This window comes from Mucilaginibacter segetis, from assembly GCF_016522075.1.
GTDB classification, from domain to species: Bacteria; Bacteroidota; Bacteroidia; order Sphingobacteriales; family Sphingobacteriaceae; genus Mucilaginibacter; species Mucilaginibacter segetis.
The window spans coordinates 14061-27283 of sequence record NZ_JAEHFW010000002.1; the positions used below are offsets into that span (position 1 = coordinate 14061).

The 13223-nt window shown below is 50.4% G+C and carries 12 protein-coding genes; 9 read left to right on the forward strand and 3 right to left on the reverse strand.

What is annotated here, in order from left to right; translation table 11 throughout:
• Nucleotides 1-32: 32 nt before the first annotated feature.
• Entirely contained in the window at nt 33-395 is a 363-nt protein-coding gene (queD, locus tag I5M19_RS09750) for a 6-carboxytetrahydropterin synthase QueD (RefSeq protein WP_200066148.1), read from the reverse strand.
• A gap of 230 nt (nt 396-625) precedes the next feature.
• On the opposite strand from queD, the gene I5M19_RS09755 reads away from it, so the two are divergent.
• From I5M19_RS09755 to I5M19_RS09765, 3 genes are read left to right on the forward strand one after another with little or no spacing between them, the layout of a single operon-like run.
• Entirely contained in the window at nt 626-1489 is an 864-nt protein-coding gene (locus I5M19_RS09755; protein ID WP_200066149.1) for a universal stress protein, read from the forward strand.
• Nucleotides 1490-1507: 18 nt separating this feature from the next.
• The gene (locus I5M19_RS09760) at nt 1508-1915 is read left to right on the forward strand and encodes a hypothetical protein (RefSeq protein WP_200066150.1); all 408 of its coding nucleotides are present in this window, start codon (nt 1508-1510) and stop codon (nt 1913-1915) included.
• A 22-nt stretch (nt 1916-1937) separates the two neighbouring features.
• Nucleotides 1938-2789 (forward strand): universal stress protein, encoded by an 852-nt coding sequence (locus I5M19_RS09765; RefSeq protein ID WP_200066151.1) that lies wholly within the window; start codon nt 1938-1940, stop codon nt 2787-2789.
• A 64-nt stretch (nt 2790-2853) separates the two neighbouring features.
• Here I5M19_RS09765 and I5M19_RS09770 read toward each other — a convergent pair whose 3' ends face one another.
• Together I5M19_RS09770 and I5M19_RS09775 are read right to left on the reverse strand one after the other, a co-directional pair.
• On the reverse strand, nt 2854-4635 hold the full coding sequence (locus I5M19_RS09770; RefSeq protein WP_200066152.1) for a hypothetical protein: 1782 nt from the start codon (nt 4633-4635) through the stop codon (nt 2854-2856).
• Between the two features lie 17 nt (nt 4636-4652).
• Nucleotides 4653-5633: a DUF542 domain-containing protein gene (locus I5M19_RS09775; RefSeq protein ID WP_200066153.1), complete on the reverse strand. Its 981-nt coding sequence runs from the start codon at nt 5631-5633 to the stop codon at nt 4653-4655.
• Nucleotides 5634-5981: 348 nt separating this feature from the next.
• On the opposite strand from I5M19_RS09775, the gene I5M19_RS09780 reads away from it, so the two are divergent.
• From I5M19_RS09780 to ccoG, 6 genes are all read left to right on the forward strand, one after another.
• Nucleotides 5982-8378, forward strand: coding sequence for a heavy metal translocating P-type ATPase (locus I5M19_RS09780; RefSeq protein ID WP_317193227.1), 2397 nt, complete (start codon nt 5982-5984; stop codon nt 8376-8378).
• Nucleotides 8375-8551, forward strand: coding sequence for a cbb3-type cytochrome oxidase assembly protein CcoS (ccoS, locus tag I5M19_RS09785; RefSeq protein WP_200066154.1), 177 nt, complete (start codon nt 8375-8377; stop codon nt 8549-8551). Before I5M19_RS09780 ends, ccoS begins: the two co-directional genes overlap by 4 nt.
• A gap of 69 nt (nt 8552-8620) precedes the next feature.
• On the forward strand, nt 8621-10738 hold the full coding sequence (gene ccoN / locus I5M19_RS09790) for a cytochrome-c oxidase, cbb3-type subunit I (protein WP_200066155.1): 2118 nt from the start codon (nt 8621-8623) through the stop codon (nt 10736-10738).
• A gap of 4 nt (nt 10739-10742) precedes the next feature.
• Entirely contained in the window at nt 10743-10934 is a 192-nt protein-coding gene (locus I5M19_RS09795) for a hypothetical protein (protein WP_200066156.1), read from the forward strand.
• A complete protein-coding gene (locus tag I5M19_RS09800) occupies nt 10931-11845 on the forward strand; it encodes a cbb3-type cytochrome c oxidase N-terminal domain-containing protein (RefSeq protein ID WP_200066157.1) in 915 nt (304 codons plus the stop codon). The genes I5M19_RS09795 and I5M19_RS09800 overlap by 4 nt, the downstream gene beginning before the upstream one ends.
• A gap of 1 nt (nt 11846) precedes the next feature.
• Nucleotides 11847-13223 (forward strand): cytochrome c oxidase accessory protein CcoG, encoded by a 1377-nt coding sequence (gene ccoG / locus I5M19_RS09805; RefSeq protein ID WP_200066158.1) that lies wholly within the window; start codon nt 11847-11849, stop codon nt 13221-13223.

Genomic DNA, 13223 nt, shown 5'->3' on the forward strand with positions numbered 1-13223 from the left:
CGATTCCAAATCCAGCATGACCGCTTTTTTGATCATTGATCCTCCCCTTCATAAATAACACCAGAAGTCAGAGTTTCCTTTAATTCGATCCGGCTCAACCCGGGGATCTCCTGATGGATACCCTGCCATAACCAGCGGGCCACATTTTCTGCGGTCGGATTCTCCAACCCATCTATCTCATTCAGCAGATGATGGTCCAATTGATCTACCAACGGCTTAACAACCGATTTCAGGTCCTTAAAATCAATTACCCAGCCTTCACCTGTAACGACGGGACCCGATACAAAAACGGCAAGATGGTAGGTATGGCCGTGTAACTTACGGCAGCGATGCCCTTCCGGTACGTTTGGCAGAAAATGGGCAGCATCGAATGTAAATTGTTTGTATATGGTCATAGATCGTTTTTATCAGCGCCATCCGGTGGATCGCACCACCCCAAAATTACAGCGAAACCCTTATCCTGAAAATGCGCAGGATCAAAAAATTTCCTGATCGCACCACCGGATTTTGTAGCGGAAAACAACCCGGGTAACCGACGCAGGATCACGCCAAAATATGACCCGCATCACTTTTTCCGCCGCGGTCAATGCCCAACTTTACAGCAACAAAACAAGCGTATAACAGCATGAAAACAATTGTGATCGCTACCGATTTTTCAGAAGGTTCAAAAGATGCGGCCCGTTACGGCTATCACCTGGCAGCGCAAGTCCGTTCAAATGTCCAGTTATGCCACGCTATCATCATACCAGCGGAGATCCCGCAGGCAGGCATGATGCTTTGGCAGGATGAAGAATATGAATTACTGCTGGAGGACAGCGCAACGGCGCTGCACGATTTCAAGGAAGCCCTTGATTATTCCTTACCGGAAAGTGGTTTTCGCCCGGTTGTGAGTTGCAGGAGCCAGCCCGGTATCGTAGCCGATGTCGTTAAAGGTTTGGCCGCAACCACGGACTGTGAACTGATCGTCAGCGGCAGCCACCAGGGCGGCGTATTCAGCGACCTGCTGTTAGGCAACCATGCTTCCAACCTGATCGACAGCGCGGAAAAACCGGTATTGCTGGTCGCACCGCGCACAGAATTCCGCCGGGTTAAAAAGATCGCCTTCGCCACTGAATTTGAAGACCCGGAAAACGATCTTCAGCATATTTATCAACTGGTATATTGGGCCAGGCAACTAAACGCGGAAGTGCTGCTCGTGCATACCTGTAATGAACCTCACGAAAGCCCCGCTTTAAAGGAAAAGATCGCCGATTATCTGGTAGGTATATCCAATAAAGCCGACTACCCCAATATCTATTACCGCTTGATCCGCAATGATCGGGTCGAAGAGGGCCTGGACTGGATCTGTGATAACGGCCAGGTGGATATGCTGGCCATGGTGCACCAACACCGCAACCTTTTCGGCGAACTGTTCGCCCACAGCCATACGAAACAAATGGCTGGCCACCTGCAGTTGCCGCTGCTGGTATTTCCCGGGACCAGATCCTAATATTAAAAAATTACTGCCATGAACAACTTACCACCGGATACCGAACTGAAAACAGAATTGCAGGAATTGTACATCCTGGCCCGCCACTGGCAGGACGACATCTCCTTTTTAGAAGATGAAGCCCGTTTCTTCCGAAACATCCTGTTGAAATTTGATACCACCCCGGCGGAAAGTATGGAATCAGTGGCAAAATTCCGCCAAAAGATCGAAGGACAGGAGAACCAGCTGGTCACCTTAAAATGCGCAGTTCCGGAATTCCTGCTTTTCCTGGAACCTTATATCGGCGACAATAAAAAGTCGATGGACCTGAGCTTCCTCGAACGCTGTAATGACCTGCAGAACGGTCTGACCGCCTTATTCGCTGGCATTAAAAAGACCAAGAAAGAACTTTTCGCCTATGCCGAACGGTCATGGCGGGTAATTTGACTACCGCACAATCCTGAATGGCATGAAGACAATAGCCGTATTGACCGATCAAAGTGCCGGCTCACATATTGCCGCGCGTTATGCACTGCACCTAGCCAAAAAGATGAAGGCCAATGTCCTGTTATTTAATCTGACTCGGGTGGCGGCAAGGGTTCTGCAGCTGCAGACAGCCGGCGGAAAACCGGAAATGGAGGAAGCCGAAGACAACGGCCTGGTAGCCTACACGTTGCAACTGGAACAGGAGTTGATCGCCAGCTCTTTTGCCGGCACCGCCTTGCCGGAGATCAGCTTCAATACCCGGCACACCGAACTGGTGGATATCATGACCGCGATTGATGCGCGCGCCGATATCGCCATGGTGGTGTGCGGTGTGCCTGACCTGCAAGAACTGGCGGATTACATATTGGGCGATACCTGCAGCCGGATCATTGACTGGGCCAGGATACCGGTAATGGTCGTGCCTCGTGGTACAGTACGGATGAACCCGGAAAAGATCGCTTATGCAGCCACCCTGAAAGACGAAGATATTCAAAGCATCGGCGAATTAGGCAACCTAATGGAGGCTTTCGCCGCCGAATTAATGGTTGCCCACCTATGGGGAACGCAACCGGATCAGGATGTAAAGGCGAAGGAGCAGGTGCTGAATAACGCGCTTTATCGTAACCTGAACTGCGGTGGGGTTTATTTCCGCAGCATCGATGATAGCCAGCCTGTCCGCGATTGGAAATGGCTGAAGGCAAATAAGCGGACAGATATCCTGGCGCTGATGCTGCGTCCGAAAGAACAAATGAAAAGCTTTTTCAAACGCGGCCAGAATCGCGAAGTGCCCTATCATATCACCGTTCCGGTGATCATTATGCCGAAACGCCCCTAACAAAAATAGTTCTAACAAAAAGGCCGCCCCTTTCGCAGGAGCGGCCTTTTCTTTTGGGGTGGCTTCAGACCTCGATCTGGTTCAGTTCCAGTTCTGACAGGTACAGTTCGCTTACCCATTCCTGGATCAGTTGCGAGTTCTGGTCGGCCTGCCTGCTGAACAAGTCCCGGTAATAACTGATCCCTTCCTGTAGCTGTGCCTTAAATTTGGTCAGCTGTTTTTGTTTTTTATCTGTAAGACCCTTCAACTGTGCCTGCAGGTCGGTCTTCAGGTAATCGATATATAAATTCAGCTCCTTGATGAACATATGCGGGCGTTTGATCTTACCCAATAAGTCAAGCTCACCATAAATATGCCGCACCATTTCTTCCAGCGAATAGATCCGGGAAAAATAAGCCAAGTTCGGTCCCGGGCAGATCGCTACCGCTTTATTCTCACGTGATTTTAACAGGTCATATTTCAAATAGGCGGAAGCGCAAAGCCCCTCGCATAAACAGATCTTCTCTGTGATGGTCCGGTATTGCTGCTCATATTCGGGTTCGCTGAGTTCCAGCGTAGCTAATTGCTTTAGCTTCAGGTTTTGGTATTCCCGGGAAGCTGTACAAATGGGCTGTTCCGTGAATTCGGTATTGGTACATAAATATTTCTTGGTGCAGGGACTGCCCGGACGGTTATTTTCAAGGCGCTTCAATCGCTGTGCCTCGGCCGTGCTTTGTTTAAAATTATTGAACAGGATACCCAATGGGGAGGCCCCGCTCACATAAAACTCTTCTTCTCCGGCATGTTCCAGCTGCTGTAGGGTGGCTGCATCTACGTTGGTCACTTCCGGCACCAACAGAAAGGGACTTCCCCAACCAGTGGCATCTACCTCGTAATGTTGCAGCAGGAAGTGATTCTCACCAGCAGTGCCGATACCGCCTTGAACACTTAGACGCTGCTGGGGTGCAGCCTCAATAGTAATGCCTTTTTCCAACAACGCAGCCTGGTAGCTCATAAACAGCTCCGCGACCATTCTCTGCCGCTTTTGCTTGAACTCTTCCAGGATAGGGCCCAGTAAAAAGCCTTCGGTCGCGAAAGCGTGACCGCCGCAATTCAAACCGGACTCCACGCGGAACTCGGAAACCCAGATCCCCTTTTTCGCCAGGAACTTGGCCTGGATAAATGCGGAACGGAAATCGCTCACTTTCAAAGTCACCTTTTTGGGGAGTTTACCTTCCGCATCCGGCAGAAAACAGTTAAAGGATTCCAGGTAACTATAAAGGCGAGGGTTCATTCCTGCCGAAAGGATTACGGAGGAAGCCAGCCGGCTTTCCGCAAAACCGCGGAGCGCCGCCAGTGCGTCGGTGAAATGGTCGCCCAAGGCCTGGCCATCGGCTGCATAATTCATCTTGTCTACCTTCGACATAATGTTGACATCGATAGCGCCGGGCTTCATCTCGCTTTTCAGCAGGTCCAGGAAGTACCGGCGCTGCTGCGGGTCCTTAAATTCCTGCATCAATTCAAAACCCTGTCGCAACCGCGCATCTTCCGGCAGCAGCTCAAAATAACGGCACAGGTCGTTCCCGGGTTCGAAAGGCAATTCCAGCAAAGCTGAAAATTGTCTGTCCACCTGCTGGGCAACGAGGTCAAGATAGGCAGTGATCCGCCTGGCCCGCGCATCAGGTTCCTTTTTACCGATAGGGTCGAAAGTTTCACCGCATTCGGCGGCATGATAGATACGCATTCTTTCGATCAGCTCGTCATCGACGATCGACATCACGGAGGAGATGCCATAGCGGGCAACTTTCAGCGGGGTATCTATAGAATAGCCGAGTCCTAAGACCGGTATGTGAAATGTATGGCTCATAATCGTTGAGATTTGTGTTAAGATTTATTAGCGGGTTCAACCGGCCGCTGCCGGAGTTCTTCTTCATTCCGGATAGCGGCCGGGAAAAGGATATTATTTTCCAGGTGCAGGTGCATCTGCAGGTCATCTTCGAATTCCTGCAACATTTTATAAAGGATGCGGAAGCCATGCGTGACATAGTTCGGAGCGCGGTAGCTGTTGGACAGTTTTCGTATCCGGGAAAAAGCGTCATAGATCCGCTCATGGGCAGCCTCCATCGAATAAATAAGCGGCTTTAACGCGACTTGCGCAAGTGCGGCCAGCTGCCTGCCTGACTTCAGCGCATAAGCCAGATCGGTCAGATAGGGAAATAGAATTTCTTCCTCCTGTTTCATATTGGTGGTCAGTCCTTCCGCGACCTGCTTTACCAGGGAATGTACTTCATGCAATTCAGGATACCTTGCGCCATAGAAACGCGCGATCTTCTCACTTGTCTCCAACAGAAAAGGCAGGTTGGCCCGGACATAACCGTGATGCAGGTTAACCAAGTATTTACAAAAAAAGCCGGTGTCCCAGTGCAGGAAATCCATGGCCGGATATGCCGTCGCCGCCAGATCACCGTTTAACCTCGTCAGGACCACGTCAAGGTTCATATCCATCTCCTCGCAGGCCTCGGCAAGGGGACGGTCACCACCGCAGCTGAAGTCTATGCCCAATTCTTTAAACACGGCAGCCTTTCGGGGGTCCACGATAACGATCCTGCCAATACTTTCCTCAAGGTCCCGGCGATCTCGCTTGCCAACCTTCACCTGCCAGACCTCCGGCCCGCTTTCCAGCGGCTTCCAGCTGAAACCCCTGCCCGTATGTTCGAGCAGGCGGAAATACAGCGGTCTGGGGTCCCGGTCATGATTCAATACCAGATGCCCGCCCAGCGGCAGACCCCCGAATTTTTCCAGCAGCACAGCGCTTTTCCGGCTTTCCTCAACAAGGCTGATATCTAATATCTCTGGTATGTTCATTCACGGTAGTTAATTGGCAAATTTATCCCAGGTGGCACACTCAGAAAATGATGACTGTCACTAATTGGCGCCGCATAGGTCATGAAAATGATTACCCCCTTACATTTGCAGCAACTGATCTTATAATTACCGGGAACAGGTCCCTGGCCTGCCCCGGTGTTATAAGTACTCTCCGGTTTTTCCTCCGGTTCCCGAAATTATCAGCTCATTTTATCAGGTAAAGCATATAAATATGGCTTTATCGGTCATTGGTCATCATTTTTTAAAAAAGTGACGCGGATCACATTTTGCACCGACGGCGGTCATTCTCCCGGTTCCCGGTAAGCTGCATTTTTGAACCATTAAAACATGAAAATGACAGGAATCCTAACAGCGGTAAAAACCAACTGCTATCACTGCGGTGATGAATGCGAACCAAACCTGTACCCGGCCGACAATAAACAATTCTGCTGTCAGGGTTGTGAGAACGTATACCAGATACTGTCTGGCAGCGGGCTGTGCAGTTATTACCAGTACAATGATCACCCCGGTGCTACCCGCGATAAACTCAACAAGCGCTTTGAATACCTGGATGAACAGTCTATCCTTAACGAGTTATTGGATTTTCATGATGAGCGCATATCAATCATCACTTTATATATCCCGCATATCCATTGCAGTTCCTGCCTCTGGCTGCTGGAACAACTTAACCGCTTCAATCCCGGCATCCATTATGCCCGGGTCGATTTCCTCAAAAAGCGACTGGTGGTCAGGTTCGATCACCAAAAGATCAGCCTGCGTGGCGTGGTCGAGCTGCTTTTTGACATCGGCTATGAACCGCTGATCAGCCTGCAGGACATCATTAAAAAACAGCAAAGGACCGAAAAGGGTAACCTGGTACAGCGGATCGCGGTCGCGGGATTCTGCTTCGGCAATGTCATGCTGCTCAGTTTCCCGGAATACTTTGGCCTTTCAGGCTTTGAACAGAACTTCCGCCATTTCTTTGGCTATATCAACCTGGCCTTTACCTTGCCGGTCGTGTTTTTCAGCGGCCGGGAATATTTTACTTCCGCCTGGAATAACCTGAAAAAAAAAGTCCTGAACATCGATTTTCCGCTGGCTCTCGGTATCGCCGTCCTGTTTATCAGGACTACAGCCGAAGTGCTGACCCATACCGGAGCCGGGTTCGCAGACACGCTCTGCGGACTGGTTTTCTTCCTGCTGTTCGGCAAATTCGTTCAGCAAAAGACCTATCACCATATATCCTTTGAACGCGATTACCGTTCGTTTTTCCCGGTAGCGGTTCAAACGCTGGAAAACGGTATGGAGAAACCGCTGCCCTTAGCAGTACTGCGCCCGGGGCACCGTATCCTGATCCGCCACAACGAGATCATTCCCGCCGATGCCATTTTATTAAAAGGTCCGGCCCTGATCGATTTTAGTTTTGTGACCGGGGAATCCGTACCTGTAGGCAAGACCCTGGGGGAGATCATTTATGCCGGCGGTCGCCAAACCAGTGAATCTATTGAACTGGAGGTCATCAAGCCGGTTTCTCAAAGCTACCTGACCCAGCTCTGGAACAATGAAGCCTTTACCCGCAAGCGGGATAACCGGATGCGGACCTTTAATGAAACGGTAAGTAAATATTTTACGGTCATCCTGATCGTCATCGCCTTTTCGGCCCTGCTGGCATGGGGGTTTACGGACCTGCGCCGCGGAATCGACGCCTTTACCGCCGTGCTGATAGTGGCCTGCCCCTGTGCGCTGGCTTTAAGCACGCCATTTACCATGTCGGCCGCACTTAGCATTTTCGACCGTAACCTTTTTTACCTGAAGAACACCTCGGTGGTGGAGCAATTGGCAAAGATCGATACCCTGGTACTGGACAAGACCGGCACCATCACTACGGGCAATACCCGGAACGCCGAGTTGCAGAGCCAGCTCAATGATGACCAAATCAGGCAGATCTATAGTGCCTGCGCCAACTCCATGCACCCGCTTTCCCGGATGATCTGCCGATATTTCGGGGAACAGGAACGATTACCGGTAAGTGATTATACCGAAACACCCGGACAGGGCATCACGGCCAGGGTAAAGGGCAGCGAGTTACGCATCGGTAGCGGCAAACTGCTGTTCGGCAACTATCACGAAACTGCCGATATGACCCGTGTACATCTGATGATTGATGGCGAGTACCTAGGTTATTTTGGTTTTAAACACGAATATCGCGAGGGAATGGAACAGGTCAGCGCACTCGAACCGGAATATCAGCTCTATCTGTTGTCCGGCGACCAGGACCAGGAAAGACGCGAGCTGCTCCGGTATTTTAGGGACAGCAGCCATATGCGTTTCGGCCAGTCGCCGCAGCAAAAGCTCGACTTTATAGCGGAACTCCAGCAACAAGGCAAAAAAGTCATGATGCTGGGCGACGGCCTGAATGATTCCGGCGCCTTACGCCAGAGCGATCTTGGGGTAGCCGTGACTGACAATGTCAATAACTTTTCACCGGGAAGTGACGCCATCCTCGATGGCCGCTCCTTTGACAAATTACCGGCCTTCCTGAGATTTTCTAAAGATACCGTGGTGATCATCCATCTGTCTTTCCTGATCTCCCTGACCTATAATATGATCGGCTTATCCTATGCGGTAACCGGGAAACTATCACCGCTCATCGCGGCGGTATTAATGCCGCTAAGCACCGCGACCATTATTTCCTTTACTACCCTGGCCACTCACTTTACCGCAAAAAGGAGGAAACTGTTATGAGTATCATATATTTCCTGATTGGCAGCAGCGTTTTGCTGGCGCTCGTTTTCCTCGGCGCTTTTTTCTGGGCACAGCGAACCGGCCAGAACGATGACCTCTACACACCGTCCATGCGGATCCTGCTGGAAGATGAACAACCTGAAGAGAAAAAAAGTGACCGAAATCAAATTTAAAAACAACTGTCATCATTCCGTCACTCCACACCCCTTAATAGTTTTACACCCATAAAAAGACAATATTTTATGCAGCCGGATAAATTTTATTATGACAACAAGATCGTCCGAAATTTTGGTATCGCAACCGTAATTTGGGGCATTATCGGCATGACCGTGGGGCTGATCGCAGCCATACAGTTATACCACCCAGCAGCCAATATGGGTAACCAGTATACGACCTTCGGGCGTATCAGGCCCCTGCACACCAACGCCGTTATCTTTGCCTTCGTCGGCAATGCCATATTCATGGGCGTGTATTATTCCCTGCAGCGTTTGCTCAAGGCACGTATGTTTAGCGACGTACTCAGCCAGATCCATTTCTGGGGCTGGCAGCTGATCATCCTTTCTGCTGTGGCTACCCTACCATTAGGTATCACCACTTCGCACGAATATGCGGAACTGGAATGGCCGATTGATATCGCCATTACAATCATATGGGTAGTATTCGGCTGGAACATGTTCGGAACTATTTTCAAACGCCGCGAAAGGCATTTATACGTAGCCATATGGTTCTACATCGCCACCTTTGTGACCATCGCCGTGCTGCACATCGTGAATTCTTTCGAATTACCGGTGGGCTGGTTAAAAAGCTATATGGTATTCGCCGGCGTCCAGGATGCCCTGGTGCAATGGTGGTACGGGCACAATGCGGTAGCGTTCTTCCTGACAACGCCTTACCTGGGCATGATGTATTACTTCCTGCCCAAAATGGCTAACCGCCCGATCTATTCCTACAAACTGAGTATCCTTCACTTCTGGGCTTTGATCTTTATTTATATCTGGGCCGGTCCTCACCATTTATTATATACAACCTTACCGGGCTGGGCACAGTCCCTTGGTGTGGCCTTTTCTATCATGCTCATCGCTCCAAGCTGGGGTGGTATGATCAACGGTCTGCTGACCCTGCGCGGCGCCTGGGATAAAGTGCGTGACGATGTGGTGCTGAAATTTATGGTCGTAGGTTTGACCGCCTATGGCATGGCCACCTTTGAGGGCCCGATGCTTTCGCTGAAACAGGTGAACGCCATCGGCCACTTTACGGACTGGATCATCGCACACGTTCACGTAGGTGCCTTGGGCTGGAATGGCTTCCTGACCTTCGCCATCCTGTACTGGCTGATACCGCGTATCTACAAGACCGAGCTGTTCTCTAAAAAACTCGCCGCCTTCCATTTCTGGATCGGCACACTGGGTATCATTTTTTATGCCGTACCAATGTATTGGGCCGGATTTACCCAGGGTTTGATGCTGAAAGAGTTCACGCCGGAAGGCATGCTTAAATACCCTAACTTCCTGGAAACCACCATGCGCATTCTTCCGATGCACGTGATGCGCTCCATTGGTGGTACTTTATACTTGACCGGGGTGATCGTCATGGCCTATAACCTGGTGCGTACTGCGCTGTCAGGGAAACTGGCTGCCAACGAAGCTGCTCAGGCCATGCCATTGGAGCCTATACAAAAAGTCAATGCGGGTCAGGAAACCTGGCACCGTGTGCTGGAACGCCGCCCGATCCAATTGATGATCGCTTCCCTGCTGGTGATCCTGGCAGGTACCTTTGTCGAGCTGATGCCGACGCTGACCATATCAGCGAACATTCCGACGATTGCCAGCGTCAAACCTTATACACCGTTGGAACTGGAGGGACGCGACCTGTATATCCGTGAGGGCTGTTCCAACTGTCACTCGCAGACCATCCGTCCATTCCGGTCGGAGACAGAACGATACGGGGAATACAGCAAAGCCGGGGAATTCGTCTATGACCACCCCTTCCTGTGGGGTTCCAAACGTACCGGACCCGACCTGGCCCGTATCGGAGGCAAATACGGCAATGCCTGGCACTATAATCACCTAATGGACCCACGTCTGATGTCACCGGGCAGTATTATGCCGAACTATGACTGGCTGATCTCGCAGAACCTAGACACCAGCCTGACAGCCGCCAAGATCCGCGCCATGCAGAAACTTGGCGTTCCTTACCCCGCAGGTTATGATAAGCAGGCCAACAGCGACCTGGACAAACAGGCCAAAGAGATCGCCGACAACCTGCAAGCAGATCATATTAAAGTAAAAAGCAATAAAGAGATAGTTGCCATCATTGCCTACCTGCAGCGTTTGGGAACCGATATTAAAGCCAATAAATAAAACCATGTTTAAGCAATTCACCGAACACCTTTCAGGAAACCAGATCTATTTGCTGGCCTCTTTATGGATTTTCCTGGTATTTTTTATCGTTGTAACCGTTCTCCTGGTCCGCATCAGGAAAGCGCACGTCAACTATATGGGTGAGCTTCCACTGGAAGACAACCTGATCAACTCACCACAAAACAGCCAGCCATGAAAAAGATTAGCATCCTGATCTTAACCCTTTCAGCCCCGCTGTTAACCATGGCCGAACCGAACAAAGAAAGCGGCGGCATGCTATCGGGGGAAACCCAGAATTTGATCGGCTATTGGCTTATCGGCATCATGCTGTTCCTGTTCCTGATCGTCGTACTGTTACAGGTGCGAATCATCAAGATCATGTCCCGTATCATCTTTAAATATCAGGGCACGAGCGAAGATGAGATAATTCGCGCAGAGCAGGCGGCCAAAGCGTCTAAAACGACTGTCAAGCCCAAAAACGAAGTATTGTTGAAACTGATGTCCCTGAAACCGATGTCGGAAGAGAAATCGCTCCTGATCGAACATGATTACGACGGGATCCAGGAACTAAATAACCCGACCCCGGCCTGGTTTATGTGGCTCTTTTATGGCACCATCGTGTTTGCCGTTTGCTATATTTTGATCTACCACGTGTTCAATTTGGCACCACTGCAGTACCAGGAGTACCGGAACGAAATGGCACAGGCCGATATTGCCAAGAAAGAATACCTGAGCAAAGCCGCCAACCGCGTCGATGAAAACACAGTAAAGCTGGTCCATGACCCGGCGGTAATCGCTGCGGGTGAGGCTATCTTCAAAACCACCTGCGCCGCCTGCCATGGTGATCACGCGCAGGGTAACATAGGGCCAAATCTGACAGATGATTACTGGTTGCATGGCGGTAAGATCAATGAGATATTCAAGACCATCAAATACGGTTTCGCCGCCAAGGGAATGCCGAACTGGGAAAAACAGTTGTCGCCGAAGCAGATCTCCGACGTAGCCAACTTTATCAAATCTATACACGGATCTAACCCGGCTAACCCGAAAGCGCCGCAAGGCGAAAAAGAGATTCCGGAAGAACCACAAAAAACGGCAGCCAAATAACATGACAACAGACGTATCAGCGGAGGTACAGGAGGGAAAGAGAAAGTGGATGTATCCGCTGATCCGCCAAGGTAGGTTCTATCGCTGGCGCAGTTACCTGAGCTATGTGTATCTGATTTTCTTTTTTTCAGGACCGTTTATCAGGATCGGGGGGCAACCCCTGCTGCTGCTCAACTTTATGGACCGGCAGTTCGTGATCCTGGGGCAGGCCTTCTGGCCGCAGGATATCTTCCTGTTCGTGCTGGCCTCTCTTATTTTTCTGGTGTGCGTGGTGCTGTTTACCATTGCCTTTGGCCGTATCTTTTGCGGCTGGATATGCCCGCAGACTATTTTTATGGAAATGGTGTTCAGGCGGATCGAAGTTTGGATCGAGGGAGAACCGTCAGCCCGGAAAAAACTGGACGCCGGTCCCTGGACCACGCAAAAGATATGGAAGAAATCTCTAAAACACGTGATCTTCGTGTTCATTTCGTTCCTTATCGCCAATACGTTCCTGGCATACCTTATCGGTAGTCCGGCACTATTACGCATCATTACCGAACCCCTTGCCCAACACCTTACCGGTTTTATCAGCATTTGGGTGTTTACCGTCGTGTTTTACCTGGTGTACACCCAAGTGCGCGAGATCGTTTGTACGCTCATCTGTCCTTATGGGCGCTTGCAAACCGTCCTGATCGATCAGCATACGCTGATAGTTGCTTATGACGAGGTGCGCGGTGAACCCCGGGGCAAACTACAGAAAAACGTGGATCAGCTCAGTCTGCATGGTGACTGCGTCGACTGCGGCCTTTGCGTGGCGGTTTGCCCCACAGGTATAGACATTCGTAAAGGAACACAGCTGGAATGTATCAACTGCACAGCTTGTATCGATGCCTGCGACCAGGTCATGGATAAGATCCATAAACCACGAAATCTCATCGGCTATTTTTCGGAGAACATGATCCATGCCAAGGAGAAACCTTCGTTCACGATACGGATGAAAGCTTATGCGGCGGTGATCACCATCCTATTCGGCGTGCTGGGTTACTTTGTTTTCAGCCGCAGTGATATGGATATGACCGTACTGCGCGGGGCCGGCATGCTTTACCAGGAGCAGCCCGGCGGCATGATCAGTAACATATATAATGCAGAGATCATCAATAAGACTAATCATGACCGGACGATCCGCATTACTGCCGATAATCCTGATGCCTGTATCAAATATATCCAGGCACCCACAACTGTGGCCAAAGGCGGGATGGTGAAGACCATGTTCTTTGTCATGATTCCGGCACGGCACATACACACCGCTAAAACCGATATTCAACTGAAACTGATTTTTAACAACCGGGTACTACAAACGGTGAAGACCACTTTTGTAGGACCACCAAATGATTAA